The organism is Chryseobacterium cupriresistens, from assembly GCF_046614675.1.
Taxonomy (GTDB): Bacteria; Bacteroidota; Bacteroidia; order Flavobacteriales; family Weeksellaceae; genus Chryseobacterium; species Chryseobacterium cupriresistens.
The window spans coordinates 55,918-76,099 of the sequence record NZ_JBKKJT010000007.1 but is presented as its reverse complement, the minus strand read 5'-3'; the positions used below and the strand labels follow the sequence as shown (position 1 = coordinate 76,099).

The following is a 20,182-nucleotide window of genomic DNA, read 5'->3' as shown; positions in this document are numbered from 1 at the left end:
GCCCGCAACACAAACTATATGTCTAACTTTGTAGATTACGTAAAGATCCATTGTAAAAGCGGACACGGAGGTGCTGGTTCTGCCCACCTTCGCCGTGAAAAGTATATTCCTAAAGGTGGTCCTGACGGAGGCGACGGAGGTCGTGGAGGTCATATCATCATGAAAGGAAATGCCAATGAATGGACTTTGCTTCCACTCCGATACACCCGTCACGTAAAAGCAGAACGTGGTGAAAACGGAGGAAAAAACCAGCTTACCGGTGCCTACGGAGCTGATGTTTATATTGAGGTTCCGGTGGGAACTATTGCCAAAAATGAAGAAGGCGAAATTATTGGTGAAATTTTAGAAGACGGACAGGAAATCATCCTGATGCATGGTGGTAAAGGAGGGTTAGGAAACGAGCACTTCAAGTCTTCTACGAATCAGACCCCAAGATATGCACAGCCAGGTCTTCCGGGAGAAGAAGGGTATATCGTTTTCGAGCTTAAAATTTTGGCAGATGTAGGTCTGGTTGGGTTTCCGAATGCCGGAAAATCTACACTTTTAGCATCTGTTTCTGCGGCAAAACCAAAAATTGCCAATTATGCCTTTACGACACTGACTCCTAACCTCGGAATTGTTGATTACAGAAATTACAAATCATTTGTAATGGCTGATATTCCGGGTATTATTGAAGGAGCAGCAGAAGGAAAAGGTTTAGGACACAGATTCCTGAGACATATCGAAAGAAACTCTATCCTTTTATTCTTAATTCCGGCTGATTCTGAAGATCATTTCAATGAGTTTAAGATTCTTGAAAATGAACTGAAGGAGTACAATCCTGAACTTCTGGATAAAGATTTCATTATTTCCATTTCAAAATCTGACCTTTTGGATGATGAACTGAAAAAGGAAATTGCAGCAGAGTTCCCGGAAAACAAACAGCCTCTGTTCTTCTCAGGTGTTACCGGAGAAGGTCTCATGGAACTTAAGGATGCGATCTGGAAACAGTTGCACGGATAAAATATTGATTTATCAGTTGTAAAAACTGCGTCATAAAAAACAGCCTCAGATTTCTCTAAGGCTGTTTTTTTATAATGAATTTTCTTCTGTTAAATATTATTTTAAACCATTAGAAGGGTTTACGAGATCAAGTAAAATTAAGTTCAATTATTCCGATTTTAAGCGTGAAGTGAGACTTTGTTCTTAATATCTTCATTCGAATCTTAATGGTTCAATAAAAATTAAACTGATTTAACATAAAAACAAAAGAAAATTTTCTCTTTTGGAACAATTATTGGGAGATCCTCTGAAATTGAAAAAAACTATGAAATATTTGCTAGCCATTTGTGCATTTGTATTTTTAACATCCTGTACAACCTCTCAAAAAGTAAATTCAAAATATGCTGCCATTGAATATGAGGCGACTCCATGTTTTGGATTTTGTCCTGTTTTTAAAATGACCATCAATGCGGACAGAACTGCAGTCTTTGAAGCGGAACATTTTAATTTTAATGATAAACCTTCAAAAGATGAGTTTTCAAAGCCGCGTGAAGGAACTTTTAAAGGAACCATTAAAGAAGAGGATTACAATAAATTAATCAGCTTGCTCGACGGATTAAATGTAAAAGCATTAAATGATAAATACGGCGAACACAATATCACCGATCTTCCAACCTCTTATTTAAGAATCAAATTTGCTGACGGAACTTCAAAAAATGTGGAAGATTATGGAAAACGTGGAAGCGAGAAACTCTCAGAAGTGTACCAGTTTTTTGAAAATCTGAGAAAAAACCAGGAATGGACTAAAGTGAAATAAGCCTTATAAAAATATTTAAACTATCTTTACCGCAATAATTCCTTCTTTTGGGAGGAATTATTATTTTACAGAACTATTAACCATTCAAAAAAACATGAAGAAGAACATTTTTATCGCTCTGGCATTTGTTTTATCAACAATAAGTAATGCACAAACAACTTCCGAATCGATGAGCTTTGGAGTAAAAGGAGGATATACCTTATCCAGCATGAAATTCTTTAACACACAACTCGATTCAAAATCTTATTTCTACGCCGGAATCCTGGCCGAGCAACCTTTGTCCTCTAAATTTGGCTTGCAGGCTGAAGTATTATATACACAACTGGGTGGTAAAGACGCTTATCCCTGGTATGAGCTGGTAGGCAACGAAGTGGTAAACATGGGTAACATGAACTTTAATTATAAATTCAACCAGATACAGGTTCCCATTTCAGTAAAATATTATATTGTTCCGGAGCTTTCTGCTTCTGTAGGGATGAACTTAGGATTTAATATATCATCCAAAGTAAAAATGAATACTGTTTTTGATGAGGCTGAAACGCACAATTACGAATCTTTAAAAACCTTGAATTTATTTCCTTTTCTGGGTGCAGAATATAAGATTAATCAAAAGTTTTTTGTTGACGCCAGATACAATTTCAATTTTATAGAAATGAATAAAAGCAATGCAGTTCCCATTAAAATGGGATTTCTTCAGGCTGGCGTAGGATATAGATTTAAATAAACTGCAGATATCTAACAGAAAAAAATGGCGGCTCACATTCGGGCGGCCATTTCTGTTTTTCAATAGGCAATAAGTATAAAAAAGTGGAAAAAGATACTTAAAAATATTTAGACTACCTTTGCAGAATGTAATTCTTTCAGACTGAAGGAATTTTTATTTAAATTTTAAAATAATTCATTTGAATTTTACAGACTTAAACTTAATAGAACCTATTGCAAAAGCAATCCAGGAGCAGGGCTACACGACTCCGACTCCTATCCAGGAAAGATCTATTCCTGATATTTTAGAAGGCAGAGACTTTTTAGGTTGTGCGCAGACAGGAACAGGAAAAACAGCCGCTTTTTCCATCCCTATCCTACAGAATTTATCCAAAAATAAAATTCCCAATAAACATATAAAAGCCTTAATCCTTACCCCCACCAGAGAACTGGCCATTCAGATTGAGGAAAACATTAATGCTTACGGTAAATATCTTCCGTTAAAACAACTTGTTATTTTCGGAGGCGTAAAACAAGGAAATCAGGAAGCTGCTTTGAGAAAAGGGGTTGATATTCTGGTAGCAACACCAGGAAGACTTCTGGACTTTATTGCTCAGGGAATCATCAGCCTGAAAAACCTTGAAATTTTTGTTCTTGATGAAGCAGACAGAATGCTGGATATGGGATTTGTACATGATGTAAAAAGAGTTATTAAACTTTTACCTCAGAAGAGACAGACTTTATTCTTTTCGGCAACAATGCCGGCTGAAATTCAGAAACTGGCTAATTCTATCCTGAATAATCCTGTGAAAGTGGAGGTAACTCCGGTTTCTTCTACAGCAGATACCATCAAACAATCTGTATATTTTGTAGAAAAAGATAACAAACTGAATTTGCTTTCTCACATTCTTCAAAATGATATTTCAGATTCTGTACTGGTTTTTGCCAGAACGAAGCATGGCGCGGATAAGATTTCAAGAAAACTTCAGAAAGATAATATCTCTGCAGAAGCGATTCACGGTAACAAATCTCAGAATGCACGACAAAATGCGTTGAACAATTTCAAATCCGGAAAAACAAGGGTTCTTGTGGCGACAGATATTGCAGCCAGAGGAATTGATATTGATGAATTGAAGTTCGTAATCAATTTTGAACTGTCTGATGTTTCTGAAACCTATGTACACAGAATCGGAAGAACAGGAAGAGCCGGAGCTGAAGGAACCTCTATTTCTTTTGTAGACGGACTTGATCTTCTGAATTTAAAGAATACAGAAAAGCTGATCGGCAAAAAAATTCCTGTGATCAAGGATCATCCGTTCCATACAGATGATCTGGTGGCACAGAAGAGGGATTCGAATAATAAACCTGTTCCTGCCGGCGGCGGAAAGCCCAAAACAGAAAACAGTAATAATTCAAGGTCTAATAATAACCGTAAAAAGCCTTCTGCGGGAGCTTCTGTAGGTTTTAAAAAACCTAAGAATAAGAATTTCACAAGAAAAAAATAAAAAACAAACCCCTTTTCAGTGTTGAAAAGGGGTTTATTTATCTTATTATTAAAGCTTATATTGCTTAACCTGGCTGAATTCGGTAGAAGAATTGCAGGTTTTAATAGAGTCTGGAAGCTGGGAGCTGGAAGAAGGAAGTTATTGAGGTTATAACAATAACTGCCAGAAATTATAAGACTAACAGTAACCTCCAGCTTCTGTCTTCCAGCTTCCAGCCGCTTTACTTAAAAAGATTTTTTGCATTCTCTGTTGTGATACGGTCTATCTCTGTAAAGTCTTTTCCATAAATATTCACCAGTTTTCCGGCTACCAGATCAAGATAAGAACTTTCATTTCTTTTACCTCTGTGAGGAACCGGTGCGAGATAAGGAGAATCTGTTTCCAGAACAATTTTATCCAATGGAACTTCGTTCAGAAACTGATCTATTTTTCCATTTTTAAAAGTGACTACTCCACCGATTCCTAAGATAAAATTAAGATCAATGGCATGTTGTGCCTGTTCAAGATTCCCTGAAAAACAATGGAAAATCCCTCTTAATTTAGGATGTCTTTTTCTTTCCAGCACCTCAAATGTTTCGTCAAAACTTTCTCTTGTATGAATCACAATCGGAAGGTCTTTTTCTATGGCCCAGTCGATCTGCTGTTCGAAAGCTTTCACCTGGATATCGAGTGTTGTTTTATCCCAGTACAGATCTATTCCGATCTCTCCTATCGCAGGAAAATGTCTTTGATCAAGATAATTTTTTACGATTTCAAGTTCTTTTTCCCAGGATTCCTGTTTTACATAACAAGGATGTAATCCCATCATAGAAAAAATCTGCCCCGGATATTCTGTTTCCAGCTGCAGCATTTTCTCATGAGACCCTGAGTCAATAGCCGGAAGGTAGAATTCTGTAATTCCTTTATCTAAAGCTCTCTGAATAGCTTCTTTTCTGTCTTCATCAAATTCTTCTGCGTATAGATGTGTATGTGTATCAATCATTTTATTTAAAATTTCAATAGATCTTCATAAGGGTTTTCAAGTCCCAGCAATAATCCGAAAGCGGGTTCTGTTTTTATTCCCTGTTTTTTAAGTTCTATTATTTTCTGTTTAAATTCTTCTCCTTTTTCCTGTAATATTTTGTATTCGGCAACCATATGAAGATAAGCGTTTTGCTCTATTGTAGGTTTATTCTGTCCGAAAATCTCGATGGGGAAACCATCAAGCATAAAATTTAATGTAATGCATTTTTCACCGTTTACGATAGGATATTCCACTTCTGCGTCTTGAGGAATGAGCTGACAAAATAGTAAATCATCCAGAAAGTCTTGCTCAAATTTTAAATCCACCTCAAAAATAAGATCCAGATCACTTCCTTTGATATCAATTTCTATAGGAACAGTTCCTGCCAGAATCGGAGAATAATCTTTCAGTTTCTCAAAGACACGATACTTTGTAAGAATTTCATAAGCTCTTTTCTGTCTTTCATTTCCATCCTTCAGATAATCAATTCTGGTAAAATCAGGCATTTAAAATATTTTATGTTTTACTTTTTTACGCTGTGCTTCAATTCTTTGATCCAGTTTTTCTCTGAATTCTATAAACTTGGGATCTTTCTTATCGCTGGTCTTATGTTCAAGAGCTTTGATAATCTTAAAATTTTCTTTAATAAAATTCTGGGTTTCTTCTGAAAAATACGACCTTCCGAATTTCTCAAAAATATAATTAACCGCCTGAGCGCTGGGATGGATCATATCTTCTTTGTAAAAACGGTAATCCCGGAGATCATCCATCAAAACCTCATAGACAGGCAGATAATGACAGTCTTCAAACATTGAAATTGATTCATGAATAGCTGTAATCAGTTTCGATTTGCTTAATTGATTTTCTACCATTCCATCCTTGGTATGTCTTACGGGAGAAACGGTAAACAGGATTTGGACTCCTTCTTTACAAATGTCTTTAAGGTCCAGAATAGTCTGGTAAATTGAACTGGTAAGCTCCTGATGGGACAGCAGTCTTTTCTCAAAAAACTTTTGCGGAATTTTATGACAGTTGGCTACCAGTTTATTTTTGGGCAGAAACTCATAAATAAATGATGATCCATAAGTAATGATGATCCAGTCGGCTTCCTGAAGAAAGGCATTTCCCGCTTCAATAGCTCCATTAATCTTATCTAAGGTCTGATGAATATAACGGGTATCAAAACTGGTATGATGATCCAGAGAGATATATTCTTCATTGTAAGTAATCAGTTCCTCTTCTTCATAAAATGTAGAATCATGTAATCTGTGGATGGCATGATTGATGGAATAAGGATTAAAAATCGTCCCGAAAGGATTATTAAGGGTCTGAAGTTGTCCGTCCTGCAATAGATCTGTCATTTCAGAGGCAAAACATGATCCTATTGAGAATATTTTATCTTCAATCTCAATCTTCTTTTCTGATGCGGGAATATCAACTTCTGTTCTGAATTTCATTGTATAAGGGTTAGGTTGCAGGAAATAAGTAGCGGGCAAATTACTGTTACCTGCTACCTATCATCTGCTGCCTATATTAACTTTCTCTTCTCAACAAATAATTGGCCAGTTCAATAAAAGGTTTTTTCTTTTCTTCCGGCACATCAATTTTCTGAAGATAACTTTGTCCGATTTCATTGTGTTTTTCAATCAGTCGTAATGCTTTTTCATCCACTTTTGTTCTTCTGAAAATCTTTTCTACCCCGTACACTTTATCAACGTTTTCCGTCTTTTTAGAATACCAGTAATCCAGTTCTTTTCTTTCCTCATCTGTAGCATGTTCTCTTGCTAACAGATACAGAACTGTTTTTTTATTTTCGTAAATATCTCCGGCGTGTTTCTTTCCAAACTGTGCCTGATCTCCGAATACATCAAGATAATCATCCATAATTTGGAAGGCAATTCCGATATGTTTTCCGAAATTGAAAATAGCTTTAGCATCTTTAAAATCTGCTTTTGCAATCAAAGCTCCTATTTCAAATGAAGAGGCACTCAACACTCCGGTTTTGTAGGTAATCATTCTGATATAATCATCAAAAGTAACATCCTTCTGAGTTTCAAAGTTGATATCATACTGCTGTCCTTCACATAATAAAAGTCCTGTGTGGGTAAATATTCTGATACATGCCTTGAAAATTTCAGGTTCAAGATCTTCAAAAAATTTATAGGCTTTCAGCATCAGTCCGTCTCCGGAAAGAATTCCTACGTTAAGACCATGTAAAGTATGAATAGTTGGCTTGTTTCTTCTCAAAGGAGCTTCGTCCATAATATCATCATGGATCAGGGTGAAGTTATGGAAAAATTCGATAGCCAATGCCGGCTTGATGGCCTGCTTAAGATCTCCACCGAACATCTCACATGCCATCAGTACCATAATAGGACGAAGACGTTTTCCACCATGGGAAATAATATAATTCATCGGCTCATAGAGCTCCGAAGGTTTATCTTTAAAAGTATATTTAGTGATGGCATCTGCAACAATCTGCTGGTATCTGTCTAAAAATTCCATAAAATCTTATAATTTGAACAAAAATACGATTTTTCAAGGCTTTATAAAACAAAAAACTTTGCCCAAAAGGACAAAGTTTGTATAATTATATGATTTGTTTTTCTAGAAAACGAAGGTTACCACAAGATAGGTAATTCCTGCAACAATTGCAGAGATTGGAATGGTAAGAACCCAGGCCCAAAGTAAGCTTACAGTGATTCCCCATCTTACTGCTGAAATTCTTTTTGTTAATCCTACCCCGATGATAGAACCTGTAATCGTATGGGTTGTAGATACAGGAATACCAAAGTGGTCTGTGATGAATAAAGTAATAGCACCTGCAGTTTCTGCACTTACCCCTTCTAATGAAGTTACTTTAGTAATCTTGGTACCCATTGTTTTGATGATCTTCCAACCACCACTCATGGTACCTAAACCAATAGCAAGGAACGAAACCAGAGGAACCCAGATATAATGCTGCGCAAAATAATCAAAACGTTCTGCAGAAGGAATATTCAGATACTGAACATCCTGAAGCATATTAACGTGGTAATATATTACTGCTGCACCAATGATCCCCATTACTTTCTGTGCATCGTTCAAACCGTGTCCCAAGCTGAATAAAGCGGATGAAGCCAGCTGCAATCTTTTGAAAGACTGGTCTGCTTTGTGCGGGTTTGATCTTTTATAAAGATGTACAATGATCAGGGTAATGATAATTGAAATAATCATCCCTATAATCGGAGCCATGAAAATGAACAGGAAGATAGGAATTACTTTATCAAATTTCACCACACTCTGGTGTGTTACCTGATTGAAAGCTTCTTTCACAGTACCCCACATTCCAAGATCCGGCTGGGCTGCAGCCACATCGTGATAATCCATCATGAAAGCATGCATAAGAGCTGCTCCCAGGAATCCTCCGATCAGCGTATGTGATGATGATGAAGGGATTCCGAACCACCATGTAAGCAGGTTCCAAGCAATAGCTGCCACAAGACCGGAAAATATAACTTCAAGGGTGATAAAATTCTCGTTAACTGTTTTGGCAATTGTATTACCAATTTTGAATTCTCCAATAATATAAGCAGCTATAAAGAATGCTGCGAAGTTCCAAAGCGCCGCCCAAAGTACAGCCTGGAATGGAGTTAAAACTTTTGTAGAAACTATAGTTGCAATTGAGTTGGCTGCATCATGGAAACCATTGATATAATCGAAGATCAGGGCCAGCGCAATAATAACTACAAGTAAAATCGGAAATTCCATTTTTTGCTATGTATTAGGCGTATTTAATCATGATGTTCTCAATCGTATTGGCAACATCTTCTGCTTTGTCTGTTACAATTTCAAGGTAGTTTAATACAGATGAAACTTTAATAATGTTGATGGCATCATTAGTTTCAAATAATTCTACCATTGAGTTGGAAAGCAAATCGTCAGCAATATTCTCAATAGAGTTCACCTTAATACAAGCTTCTTTCACCTGTTCCATATTTTTGAACCCTTTAAGGTTTTTCATCGCATTCTGAATTTCAAGACATGCTTTATGGATCAATAAAGAGAAGTCTGAATAGGCCTTCATCTCAGGTGATTTGTAAAGAAAAATATATTTTGTGGATGCGTAGATATAATCAGCGATATCATCAAGCCCTGTTGCCAATGTGTGGATATCCTCACGGTCAAAAGGTGTAATGAAGTTTTTCCCTAATTCTACGAAAATTTCGTGAGTAAGTTCATCGTTCTTGTGTTCGAAGTCGCTCATTTTCTTCAACATTGAATCGTCATTAAGATCGAAATCCTTGATTCCTGTGTTGAATTCTTCTGACATTGCAACTAGATTTTCAGTTACTTTTTCGAAAAGTACAAAGAAGATTTTATCTTTTGGTTGAAAAGCGTGGAAAATATTACCAATTCCCATTTTTTAGTATTTATAATTCGTGTGCAAATTTCTTAAAAAAGGATTGTACGTGAAACTATATAACATTAAGTTTTGTTAACATTCGCTTAACTACTGATTATCAAATAAAAAAACCGGCATTAATGCCGGTTTTGTATGGTATAGGAAGAGATTAGTTAGCTACTTCAGCTCTCATATCTTTTCCTTTGAACTTCATGGATTGAATATTGCTCAATACATTGTCTTTGAACGATTTTTCAACTTCGAAGAAAGAGAATTTCTCCAAGATTTCAATATCACCGATTTCCGCTCTTTTTTTGGTTTTTCCTCCAGCAGTAGCTTTGTTGATAATATCTAAAACATCAAGTTTCTTCAGGTGGTCTTTTTTACCAAGGTTGAAGAAGAATCTTACCATGTTTTCATCTCTTCTTCTTGGTTTTCCGCCACGATCTCTGTCTCTGTCACGTCCACGATCTCTGTCGCGACCTCTATCTCTGTCTCTGTCACGTCCACGGTCTCTTCTTGAGTAATCGTCATCTCTGCTGCTTAATTTCTGCTCAGCAAGGTCGTGCTTGTCTTTGTAGTATAAAGCAAGATCTCTCAGCTGGAACTGTAGAAGCTGGTGTACCAGTTCTTCTTTTGTAAAGTTGCTCAGATCCGGGATTAAGCTATCATCAAATTCGAAAAGATCTTCATGCTCTGTCAATAATTTTTCAAATACACCTCCTACCTGAGCTTTGATAATATCATCACCTGTAGGGATAAATCTTTCGTGGATTTCAATTTTCGTTGCAGATTTGATCTGCTTCAGCTTTCTGCTTTCTTCAGGCTTGATCAAAGCCATAGAAATACCGTCTTTTCCAGCTCTACCTGTTCTTCCGCTTCTGTGAACGAATACTTCAGGGTCATCCGGTAAAGAGAAGTGAATAACGTGAGTAAGAGAGTTTACATCCAGTCCTCTTGCTGCAACATCTGTAGCCACAAGAATATCAATGTTTTTCAATCTGAATTTCTTCATTACCGTATCTCTCTGCGCCTGAGAAAGATCACCGTGAAGAGCATCAGCGGCATATCCGTTCTGCATTAAGAAATCAGCAACCTCCTGAGTTTCCATTCTCGTTCTGCAGAAGATAATGGAGTACTGGTTTGGATTTGCATCGATAAGTCTCTTCAATGCTTCTTTTTTCTGACGGTATCCTACAACATAGTATTCGTGAGTAATGTTCTTCTTCACTTCGTTGATAGAACCTACAGAAATACGATGTGGTTTTGTAAGATAATTTTTGGAAATTCTTTCCACCTCTTTATTCATCGTTGCAGAGAATAAGAAAGTTTGTTTCGTTTCCGGAGTTTCGCTTAGAATCGTTTCCAATTCGTCTTTGAATCCCATAGAAAGCATTTCATCAGCTTCGTCTAATACTAACCAATGGATCGCAGAAAAATCTAATGCTTTTCTGTTGATAAGATCAATTACTCTTCCCGGAGTTCCCACGATAATCTGTGGCTTATCCTTCAAAGATCTCATCTGCTCTACAATACTACTTCCACCATAAACCGCAGTTGTCTTGATGTCTTTCATATACTTAGAGTAATTCTTTATGTCCTTCGAAATCTGAAGACATAATTCCCGTGTCGGACAAAGCACCAATAATTGGATTTTGCGACTCGTATCGTCAATCATATCCAAAATCGGAAGCGAAAACGCTGCTGTTTTGCCTGTCCCTGTCTGCGCAAGTGCGATCAAGTCGCGAATATCTGAAAGAATAAAAGGGATAGTCTGTTTTTGGATTTCTGTTGGGCTTTCGTAACCCAGTTCGCCAATTGCCTTAAGGATATCAGGACTTAAATTGGTTTCCGTAAATAAATTCATTAACTATTTTAAAATTTTTGCAAAGATACAATAAATATTTGATTTGTTTTTGAATAAATTTTTAAATATGCAAACTTAAATTCACAATCCTTTAATATTTCTTTGATTTTTGGAAAATTAAATCTAAAAAAAGAAGCCTAGATTTAAAAAGTTGTTAAACATTATTTTTTTTTATTAAATTGGATTAATTTTTTCTGTGTTATTTATGAATTTTCAAAAATAAAGCCATGAAATGCAAATTTTTGTTTTTCATATTCTTATTTATCGCTATTGAACATTGTCTCTTCATTAATAGTTTTTGTACATTTGAGTTGTGGGATTCGGGGTCCGGGTTGCGAGATCCGACATCCGAGACTTTGATTCGGGATTCTGGGTATGAAATCCAGAATTGAGAATAGATTTTGAATCTCACTTAATAACAAAAAAACACCTATTACAATATGTCTTCAAGTATTTCTTCCAAAACATTTGATTTTTTAAAAAAGTTAAACAAAAACAATAACCGCGAGTGGTTTAATGAAAATAAAAACTTATACACAGAATCGCAGCAAAACGTGGTTTCCTTTCTGGATGAGCTCATCAGAGAGATGTCCGGTTTTGATGAAGAACTTGCCAGAATAGACAGTAAAAAAGCCTTATTCAGGATTTACAGAGATACCCGTTTTTCAAAGGACAAGTCACCTTATAAAACCAATTTCGGAGCTTCTCTGGGAATGGGAAAAGGAAATCAGAAAGGAGGTTATTATCTTCACCTTGAACCCGGAAAATCCTTTTTAGCCGGAGGAATCTATATGCCTGAATCTTCTGTACTGAAAGAAATCCGTAAGGAAATTTCTTTGTATGGAGATGATTTCCTGAAAATTCTCAATAATAAAGATTTTAAAAAACATTTTCCGGAGCTTGATCAGGAAGATAAACTGAAGAAAGTCCCTCAAGGCTTTGAAAAGGAAGACCCTATGGCAGAATACCTCAAGCTTAAAAACTTTATTGTGATATACTCTCTGAAAGATGTGGAAGTACTGGACAAAAATGCAGTGAAAAATATGAGCAGCATTTTCAAGCTGATGAAACCTTTCAATGATTTCCTGAATACGCCTCTGCTTTAATTTGTGATCATAAATCGCAGATTCAACAGACAACTGTGTGTATTCTTACCGGCCACGATGTTTAAAACATGTGTTGCAGAGATAAAGATATCTCTGTGACAAATTGAGAATATCTTAAAATTCAATGGGGTTACAAAATCAAATTTTAAAATTCAGTACTGAAAATCAAGCTATCACAATTAACATTTTTTAAGAAAAGTTTTACATTTTTATGTATCTTTGCTGTTCGCCAAAAAGCCAACAATGTCTTTATACCAAAAAATTGCAGAGAAACTACAATACATAAGCCCGAATTTTTACAAAAAAAGATATTTTAAAACTTTAAATAATCTTAATAAAAACAACTTTTCGGAACGTAATGTAGAACCGGAACTGGTATGGATCAAAGAATACCTTTCTAAAAATGCTGTAATCCTTGATATTGGTGCGAATGTAGGAACTTTCCTTTATCAGTTGGAAAAAACGTTAAATCATGACCATATTTATGGTTTTGAGCCTAATAAAAAGCTTTGCACACGATTGAAAAGACTGTTTCCGGCCATGCATATCTTTCCTCTTGCTCTTTCTGACGAAAACAGAATTGCTGAGTTCAAAGTACCCATTATAAACGGAAAAACGGTTGCTTCCCGCGGTACTTTAAACACGGCTTACAAAGAAAAGGGAGAAGAGAAAAGTTATACAGAGAAAGTAAAAGTGATCAAGCTGGATGAATGGGCAGCAATTGAACATTTTAACAGGCTTGATTTTATTAAAATAGACGTTGAAGGAAACGAAATAAAGACCCTTTCCGGTGCGAGAGAAACTATCAGACAGTTCAAACCAACCCTGATGGTTGAGATGGAACAAAGACACCATGAAACGCCGATCTGGAATGAGATATCCGAAGTGATGAGCTGGGGATATGACGCCAAATATCTGAACAGAAACAGTTTTACGCTGGAGGATCTTACAGAAGATATTATTACACAAAATACAAACGACGAAAAAAATAAAACTCAGTACATCAACAATATTATTTTTATACCTAAAAACATTTAAAACAACTTTATGAGTGTAGTAGCGAGACAAGGCTTCAAATATTCCATTATCGGTTATATTGGTTTTTTGCTGGGCACCGTTTCCGCAATATTCATATTTCCGAATGATTTTGAATTTTACGGAAAGCTGCGCTACAGTATGCAAACCGCTGAAATGCTCGTTCCTTTTGTTGTTTTTGGTATTTCTTATGCGAATGTAAAATTTTTTAATGCTTTGCAGAAAGAAGGAAAAAACCAGAATATGCTTTCACTATCTCTTGTGACAGTTCTGATCAATTTTCTCGTTTTTGTTACTGTATTTTTTATCCTCCCCTATTTTTATCCGAAATTTGTACATTCAGAAGCGTGGAAAATTAAAAAAATTATTTTACCCTTAATTTTAATTTTGTCACTTTGTGCTATTTTCAATAAATACACTTCAAATTATAAAAGAATTGTCGTCTCGAATATCTTTGACAATCTTTTCCCTAAAATAGCAAATCTGGGGGCTTTCTGTCTTTTCTTCTATTTTTCTTTGTCTCAGAATATTGCACTGGCTTTTTTCTTCGGAATATTTGCGCTCATGCTGTTCGGGTATATTTATTATACCAATAAGCTGGAAAAAATAAAGTTCGACATCAGCACAGATTATTTCAAAAAAAATAATTTTTGGAAAGAATTCCTGAACTACAGTTTCTTTGGATTTCTGGGAACATTTGGAAATTATCTGGCGATCAACAGTTTTATGATTGGAGAATTTATGGGAATGGAAGAAAACGGGATATATTCCGTTCTCTATGCTTTGATTTCTCTGATCTCTATCCCCCAACTGGGACTATTCAATATTTCAGCTCCGATTATCAGTAAAAATCTGGCAGACGGAGATATGGTGGAACTGGACAGGTTCCATAAGAAAACTTCTTTAACACTTTATTTCCTTGGCGCTGTGTTGTTCTCGTGCATTATGGTTGGATTTCCATATCTGACGCAGTTTATGCCAAAGAACGGAACCATGCTCAGAGAGTACGAGCCGGTAGTATGGATCTGGGGCTCTGCTGTATTGATCGACCTTGCAACGGGATTTAATGGAAATATTATTTCACTCTCAAAATATTACAGATTCAATATTCTGGTCATGCTTTTACTGGCCGGATTAACGATCGGACTGAATTATTATTTTATTAAAAACACACCACTGAAACTGATCGGAATTGCTTTATCTACAGCTATTTCACTTACGATTTATAATGTGGTGAAAATTGTTTTCAATTATATTGTATTTAAAGTTTCGCCTTTAAGTATTGAAATGATTTTCGTGTCTATTATCTGTACTTTAGCCATTACAGTAGCCATTGTTCTTCCTAATTTCAACAGCAATCTGATTAATCTTGTTTACAAACCTGCAGTTGTTTTGGTACTGATCTATATCGGAAATTACTTCACAAAGATTTTCCCGGTTGAAGATTATCTGAATATGAAGTTTATCAAGAGTGTATTTAAGATAAAATAAGAGAACAATTCAGACTTTTTTTAGATTAAAGATGTTAGAAATTGTTCCAGTCTCTTCTGAACTTCTTTCCTACCATAAGTTTTATAAAAATCAAATGGAGTTTCCGAAACAGTGTTTAATTGTTCAAGAACATTTTCTTTTTCAGCAATAATAAAGTCTAATTTTGAGGGATAATTTCCTGGAAAAACAGCCAGTTTCCCATAGGCTATGGCATCGCCCAGGTTTCCTGTCATTTTAGTCAGTCCATAGGTTTCTTTCATGCTGAAGAATTCTGTATCCTGCTGAATCGGACACCACAAAACGTCTGCTTTCTGCATCCATTTTTCAAAATCCCTGGGGGACACCCTTTCTGAAAAATAGGTAATTTTAATGTTTTCGGGTAATTTTCCGAACAAATTTTCAAGTTGTTTTAACTCGTGTCCGCCTGCTTTTCCAAGGAAAACAAACTGGCAAATCCTGTCTGTATGGAGATTCTGAATAGTTTTAAAAATATAGGCGTAATCTCTTCTCTTTTGTGAAACACCGCCTGGAATTACGACCATAAGATTTTCATTTTTTGTCCTGTCAAAATCTCTGGTATAAAACAGCGGCAGATACTGATATTGATCCGAAATCAATGCTTCATCCAGTACAAAAAGAGACCGGGATGTCTGATACACTTTGGTCTTGTACAGCAACCCTTCTTTCAGCCACAATTTTAACCTGAAAATAACATCTCCTTTGAAAACGCTTTTTATCAGGTCCAGCTTTGAAGATTTTATGAAATTAAGATTATGGGTAATAACTGCTGTATTGTACTTTTTTGTCACTGCAAAAAATGTATTAAAATAACGATGAACAGTTCCTATTACCACGAGGTCATATCCTTTCCCTTTTAACTGATCCAGAATCATGGAACTGTCTGATAAGAAAACAGCTTCGTCACGATGGTTGATCTGATCTTTTATTCTTTTTGAAAAATAATAGTCTACGGCAAAATCCTCAGAACCTTCCATAATATCCATGAAAGCCTGAGCAATTTCTGCATGAGTGTCTATTTCTATGTAAGCTATTTTTTTCACGGGTTAACGGGAGTTATATCTTAAGTTTTGGCTAAAGCCAATGGATTTTTATTTTTTTTAATTAAACGAGCTAAAGCTCGTTTCTACTGATGCACATTTACAATGTATAAAATAATTTATCTTTTACATCTTCAGCCATTTCTTTTTCAACATTTTCAGACGCTGATCATTAACGGCTTTTTGTTCTTCTTTTGTAATTTTCAATTCTAATTTCTTTGATCTGCAGTTTTCATAAGACCTGATAATATCAAAGAAAAATGAAGCAGACTTACTTTTCACAGCTTCTTTTGAGGAGGCTATGTATGCCAGAAACCTGTTCAGTCCTAAGAAATAAAAATATCTTCCGTAATAATCCGCAGGGCGTATCGTGTAATCGGCTCCTTTTACTTTAATCAGCTTTACATGCAGCTCCGGAAGAACAACTTCTTTCCATCCAAGATTATCCAGTAAAATGGAATCAATATTATCCCAGCCCAGTGTTTCCCTTATGCCGCCCATCTGAATAAAACATTCTTTACGGTAGGCCTTCATAGGACCTCTTACATGATGTTTATTGGAATTTCCCTCATATACCCAGTTTCCGTCTTTTTCAATGTACAAAAGGCCTCCTACCAATCCAAATTCCGGATGCGTGGCAAAAGCTGTTTCTACCACTGACAGATAATTTTCCGGAAGAATGATATCGGCATCAAATTTACAGATAATATCAAATTCATCCATAGCCTGGGTCTGAAGTCCGTTTTTGAAAGCGTGAACCACTTTTGATCCCGGCTGATGTTCAGATTTCTGAAGGCTGACCGTTTCAAAACGGGAATCAGCTTCCGTATATTTTCTGATCACCTCAGCTGTTCTGTCTGTAGAACCGTCATTCACTACCACTACTTTAAAATCTTTGCTGCTTTGCTGTTGTAAAGAATCAAGAGTAAATGGAAGGTTGTTTTCTTCGTTATGGGCAGGAATTATGATTAAAAACCTCACGAATTATAGTATAAATGATGAATAATAAATGATCAATGATGAGAAGCTTTCGAGGGCATCAATTACCATTGATCATTTATCGTTGATGAATTTATTTGTTATGCGGTTTCAGCATGTTCTTCGGGTCAAGAATTTCGTCCAGCTTTTCCTGAGAGAGAATTCCTTTTTCCAGAACAAGATTGTAAACGCTTTTCCCGGTTTCCAAAGCTTCTTTTGCAATCTGTGTAGACTGTTTGTACCCGATGTAAGGATTCAATGCCGTTACAATTCCGATGCTGTGTTTCACCATATTCAGGCAGACTTCCTTATTGGCTGTAATTCCAACCACACACTTGTCGCGAAGTGTATCCAAAGCATTGCAAAGGAAGTTGATATTTTCCATGATGGCATGAGAAAGTACCGGTTCCATTACATTCAGCTGTAACTGTCCTGCTTCTGCTGCAAAAGTTACCGTAAGATCGTTTCCGATTACTTTGAAACATACCTGGTTGACCACTTCCGGAATTACAGGATTTACTTTCCCCGGCATAATAGAAGAACCCGGCTGCATTGGCGGAAGATTAATTTCAAAAAGGCCTGCTCTTGGACCTGATGAAAGTAATCTTAAATCGTTACAAATCTTTGACAGTTTCACAGCAAGGCGTTTCATTGCTGATGAGTAGATCACATAAGATCCCGTATCAGGGGTAGCTTCCACAAGGTCTGGTGCTGAAACAATCGGAAATCCTGTTATCTGAGCTAAGTTTTTAGCACAAAGGGCTGCATAGCCTACAGGAGCATTTATTCCTGTTCCGATGGCAGTAGCTCCCATATTTACTTCTACAAAAAGACTGGCATTGTTATTCAGTTTGGAGATGTCCTCTTCCAAAGTGGCTGCATACGCTTCAAATTCCTGTCCTAAAGTCATTGGGACTGCATCCTGAAGTTGTGTACGTCCCATTTTGATTACATCCTGAAATTCCTGTCCTTTTGCACGGAAAGCAGTGATAATTCTTTCTAATTTTTCTACCAGCCCAATGTTCATCTGAAGCAATCCCATTTTGATAGCTGTAGGATAAGCGTCATTGGTAGACTGAGAAAGGTTGATATGATCATTAGGCGAACAGAATTCGTATTCTCCTTTATTTTTTCCTAATTTTTCCAATACGATGTTAGCGATCACTTCATTCGCATTCATGTTGATGGAAGTTCCTGCTCCCCCCTGAATCATATCTACCGGAAACTGCTCATGATATTTCCCTTCTACAATTTCATCACACGCTTCTGCTATTTTAAAATACAGGTTTTCGTCCAGAAGTCCTAATTCATAATTGGTTTTTGCGGCTGCTTTTTTAACAAAAGCCAACCCTTTTATGAAATCCGGATACGAAGACAAAAGCTGTCCTGAGATTTTAAAATTGTCGATAGCTCTTTGTGTCTGAACCCCATAATAAGCATCTAAAGGCACATTCAGTTCGCCTAATAGATCACTTTCTTTTCTGAAATTTTCCATTACAGATATTTTACTGTTTTTGATCGTTTAAAGATAGCAAAAACGCATCTAACCGATGCGTTTTAATTTGAATTATTTTACGGGATATTTTTGATTTAAAGCCTGGAGTATTGCCCATGTTTCAGCATCCATAATTCCGTCATAATTCTGTGGACGGAAGTGGTACTGGAATGCTTCAATTGTTTTCTTGGTAGCATCATCCCATTGTCCGCTAGGATCAAGTGCATATCCGAATTTCTGCAATGAAGTCTGAATAAGGAAAATAAAACTGGACTCATTATATTTCGCTGCCAGGTCAGCTTGTGCAGGTTCAAGATAAGTCTGTTTAGCAGCTTCATCATACCACATTCCAACCTGATATTCGTCATAGAGCTTTTTCCACGGGAACATCGGTCCCGGATCCTGTTTTCTTGTAGGAGCAATATCTGAATGCCCCAATACGTTTGTTGGCTGGATCTGATATCTTGTTACAATATCTTTAACCAGAGCAGCCACTTTTTTCACCTGCTCATCACTAAAAGGGGCAAAAGTTCTTTTACCGGTACTATCTGTAGTATATCCTGTATTTACAATTTCAATACCGATAGAATTATCATTAAGATTTTTGTCATTTCTCCATGCACTTATCCCTGCATGGTATGCTCTTTTATTTTCATCTACCAATTGGTAGATCTCGTTATCTCCTGTATTATTTACCAGATAATGGGCACTTACTGCCTGTTGGGTAAGAACACTGATCGATTTATCATCTGCAAGAGCCGTATAATGTAATATCAGATAACGCTGTCTGAAATTCTGGGCGACTGCAGGAAAATAAGTTTTTACCACTTTATATCCGCCCGGTTTTGCAGATACAATAGAACCATAACTCGCCGTATTATCATTTTTGGTTGGATCTGCTATATTGGTCGTAAAAAATTCTACTCCATGATCAGATACAACTTTGGGTTTTGGAGCAACCGGAGGTTTTGTCTGAACCGCTGGTTTCGCCTGTGTTATTGGGGTTTTCGGTTTGTAAGTATTTTTTTTCACATTTTGCTGAGAAGTACATGAAAAAACAAATGTGCTTAATCCGATGATATATAATGTTTTACGCATCAGTTTGGTTTTTGGATGATTTATTAGTTCAAAAATACACAAAATTTTCTTGAATTTTATTTGGTAAATAAAGAAATCTGTTCTATATTTGCACTCGCAATAACGGAACAACGATCATTAAAAAATAAACAAAAAGGAGGGTTGCCGGAGTGGTTAACGGAGCAGTTTGCTAAACTGTCGACGCGAAAGTGTCGCAAGGGTTCGAATCCCTTACCCTCCGCTCTTCTATATATTCGGGGCGTAGCGTAGTCCGGTCATCGCGCCTGGTTTGGGACCAGGAGGTCGCAGGTTCGAATCCTGCCGCCCCGACTTTTTAATGTGCTTATTACTAAGCGGGAATCAACTTCTAAGGGTGCGTAGCTCAGCTGGATAGAGCATCTGCCTTCTAAGCAGACGGTCAAAGGTTCGAATCCTTTCGCGCTCACAAAAAACCTCACAATTTTTATTGTGAGGTTTTTTGTTTTTATTACCTTCATACAAATTGATATCCACGATTTATTTTCATCGAAAATCTTGAACTTTTTGTTTATATTAGTTCTATGAGCTATTGTTATATACTTCATTCTAAATCTTTGGATAAATTCTATATTGGACATTCCTCAGAGCCTTTACAGGAAAGGTGAAAAAGATTCAAAGGATTTACCACCACATAAATAACCATA

The 20,182-nt window shown here is 36.4% G+C and carries 18 protein-coding genes and 3 tRNA genes; 10 read left to right on the top strand and 11 right to left on the bottom strand.

The features are described from left to right. Window positions 1–18: 18 nt before the first annotated feature. The 4 genes from obgE (at window position 19) to ACLI50_RS17915 (ending at window position 4,005) form a co-directional block, all read left to right on the top strand. Window positions 19–1,002 carry a GTPase ObgE gene (obgE, locus tag ACLI50_RS17930; RefSeq protein WP_202839793.1) on the top strand — a complete coding sequence of 328 codons (984 nt, stop codon included), beginning with the start codon at window positions 19–21 and terminating at the stop codon, window positions 1,000–1,002. Window positions 1,003–1,306: 304 nt separating this feature from the next. Further along, entirely contained in the window at window positions 1,307–1,798 is a 492-nt protein-coding gene (locus tag ACLI50_RS17925) for a DUF6438 domain-containing protein (protein WP_411414348.1), read from the top strand. A 94-nt stretch (window positions 1,799–1,892) separates the two neighbouring features. Then, window positions 1,893–2,522: a porin family protein gene (locus ACLI50_RS17920; RefSeq protein WP_411414347.1), complete on the top strand. Its 630-nt coding sequence runs from the start codon at window positions 1,893–1,895 to the stop codon at window positions 2,520–2,522. Between the two features lie 178 nt (window positions 2,523–2,700). Beyond that, the gene (locus tag ACLI50_RS17915; RefSeq protein WP_202839799.1) at window positions 2,701–4,005 is read left to right on the top strand and encodes a DEAD/DEAH box helicase; all 1,305 of its coding nucleotides are present in this window, start codon (window positions 2,701–2,703) and stop codon (window positions 4,003–4,005) included. Window positions 4,006–4,225: 220 nt separating this feature from the next. Here ACLI50_RS17915 and ACLI50_RS17910 read toward each other — a convergent pair whose 3' ends face one another. From ACLI50_RS17910 to ACLI50_RS17880, 7 genes are all read right to left on the bottom strand, one after another. Next, window positions 4,226–4,987, bottom strand: a complete 762-nt coding sequence (locus ACLI50_RS17910; RefSeq protein WP_411414346.1) for a TatD family hydrolase — start codon at window positions 4,985–4,987, stop codon at window positions 4,226–4,228. A 5-nt stretch (window positions 4,988–4,992) separates the two neighbouring features. Beyond that, window positions 4,993–5,514, bottom strand: a complete 522-nt coding sequence (locus tag ACLI50_RS17905; protein ID WP_411414345.1) for a DUF4269 domain-containing protein — start codon at window positions 5,512–5,514, stop codon at window positions 4,993–4,995. Further along, entirely contained in the window at window positions 5,515–6,465 is a 951-nt protein-coding gene (locus ACLI50_RS17900) for a GSCFA domain-containing protein (protein ID WP_411414344.1), read from the bottom strand. Between the two features lie 76 nt (window positions 6,466–6,541). Continuing rightward, window positions 6,542–7,513, bottom strand: a complete 972-nt coding sequence (locus ACLI50_RS17895; protein WP_110010795.1) for a polyprenyl synthetase family protein — start codon at window positions 7,511–7,513, stop codon at window positions 6,542–6,544. A gap of 102 nt (window positions 7,514–7,615) precedes the next feature. Continuing rightward, window positions 7,616–8,758: an inorganic phosphate transporter gene (locus tag ACLI50_RS17890; protein ID WP_110010796.1), complete on the bottom strand. Its 1,143-nt coding sequence runs from the start codon at window positions 8,756–8,758 to the stop codon at window positions 7,616–7,618. Window positions 8,759–8,771: 13 nt separating this feature from the next. Further along, window positions 8,772–9,410 carry a DUF47 domain-containing protein gene (locus ACLI50_RS17885; RefSeq protein WP_027374906.1) on the bottom strand — a complete coding sequence of 213 codons (639 nt, stop codon included), beginning with the start codon at window positions 9,408–9,410 and terminating at the stop codon, window positions 8,772–8,774. A 151-nt stretch (window positions 9,411–9,561) separates the two neighbouring features. After that, on the bottom strand, window positions 9,562–11,259 hold the full coding sequence (locus ACLI50_RS17880) for a DEAD/DEAH box helicase (RefSeq protein WP_411414343.1): 1,698 nt from the start codon (window positions 11,257–11,259) through the stop codon (window positions 9,562–9,564). Window positions 11,260–11,699: 440 nt separating this feature from the next. Between ACLI50_RS17880 and ACLI50_RS17875 the strand changes: the two genes are divergently transcribed. The 3 genes from ACLI50_RS17875 (at window position 11,700) to ACLI50_RS17865 (ending at window position 14,891) form a co-directional block, all read left to right on the top strand. Then, window positions 11,700–12,365 carry a DUF2461 domain-containing protein gene (locus ACLI50_RS17875; protein WP_411414342.1) on the top strand — a complete coding sequence of 222 codons (666 nt, stop codon included), beginning with the start codon at window positions 11,700–11,702 and terminating at the stop codon, window positions 12,363–12,365. A gap of 243 nt (window positions 12,366–12,608) precedes the next feature. Next, a complete protein-coding gene (locus ACLI50_RS17870; protein ID WP_411414341.1) occupies window positions 12,609–13,403 on the top strand; it encodes an FkbM family methyltransferase in 795 nt (264 codons plus the stop codon). 9 nt (window positions 13,404–13,412) lie between these two features. After that, the gene (locus ACLI50_RS17865) at window positions 13,413–14,891 is read left to right on the top strand and encodes a lipopolysaccharide biosynthesis protein (protein WP_411414340.1); all 1,479 of its coding nucleotides are present in this window, start codon (window positions 13,413–13,415) and stop codon (window positions 14,889–14,891) included. Between the two features lie 20 nt (window positions 14,892–14,911). On the opposite strand, the gene ACLI50_RS17860 is transcribed toward ACLI50_RS17865, so the two are convergent. The 4 genes from ACLI50_RS17860 to ACLI50_RS17845 all read right to left on the bottom strand — a co-directional run bounded on the left by ACLI50_RS17860 (window position 14,912) and on the right by ACLI50_RS17845 (window position 19,520). Beyond that, complete coding sequence (locus tag ACLI50_RS17860; protein ID WP_202839817.1) at window positions 14,912–15,952, bottom strand: hypothetical protein; 1,041 nt, start codon at window positions 15,950–15,952, stop codon at window positions 14,912–14,914. A 123-nt stretch (window positions 15,953–16,075) separates the two neighbouring features. After that, window positions 16,076–16,930: a glycosyltransferase family 2 protein gene (locus ACLI50_RS17855; protein WP_411414339.1), complete on the bottom strand. Its 855-nt coding sequence runs from the start codon at window positions 16,928–16,930 to the stop codon at window positions 16,076–16,078. Between the two features lie 91 nt (window positions 16,931–17,021). Further along, window positions 17,022–18,422, bottom strand: coding sequence for an aspartate ammonia-lyase (gene aspA / locus ACLI50_RS17850; protein ID WP_110010803.1), 1,401 nt, complete (start codon window positions 18,420–18,422; stop codon window positions 17,022–17,024). A gap of 72 nt (window positions 18,423–18,494) precedes the next feature. After that, window positions 18,495–19,520 carry an N-acetylmuramoyl-L-alanine amidase gene (locus ACLI50_RS17845; protein ID WP_411414338.1) on the bottom strand — a complete coding sequence of 342 codons (1,026 nt, stop codon included), beginning with the start codon at window positions 19,518–19,520 and terminating at the stop codon, window positions 18,495–18,497. Between the two features lie 135 nt (window positions 19,521–19,655). On the opposite strand from ACLI50_RS17845, the gene ACLI50_RS17840 reads away from it, so the two are divergent. The 3 genes from ACLI50_RS17840 to ACLI50_RS17830 all read left to right on the top strand — a co-directional run bounded on the left by ACLI50_RS17840 (window position 19,656) and on the right by ACLI50_RS17830 (window position 19,944). Next, a tRNA-Ser gene (locus ACLI50_RS17840) sits at window positions 19,656–19,740 on the top strand. Window positions 19,741–19,754: 14 nt separating this feature from the next. Then, window positions 19,755–19,829 (top strand) — tRNA-Pro (locus ACLI50_RS17835). 41 nt (window positions 19,830–19,870) lie between these two features. Then, window positions 19,871–19,944 (top strand) — tRNA-Arg (locus ACLI50_RS17830). Window positions 19,945–20,182 lie beyond the last annotated feature (238 nt).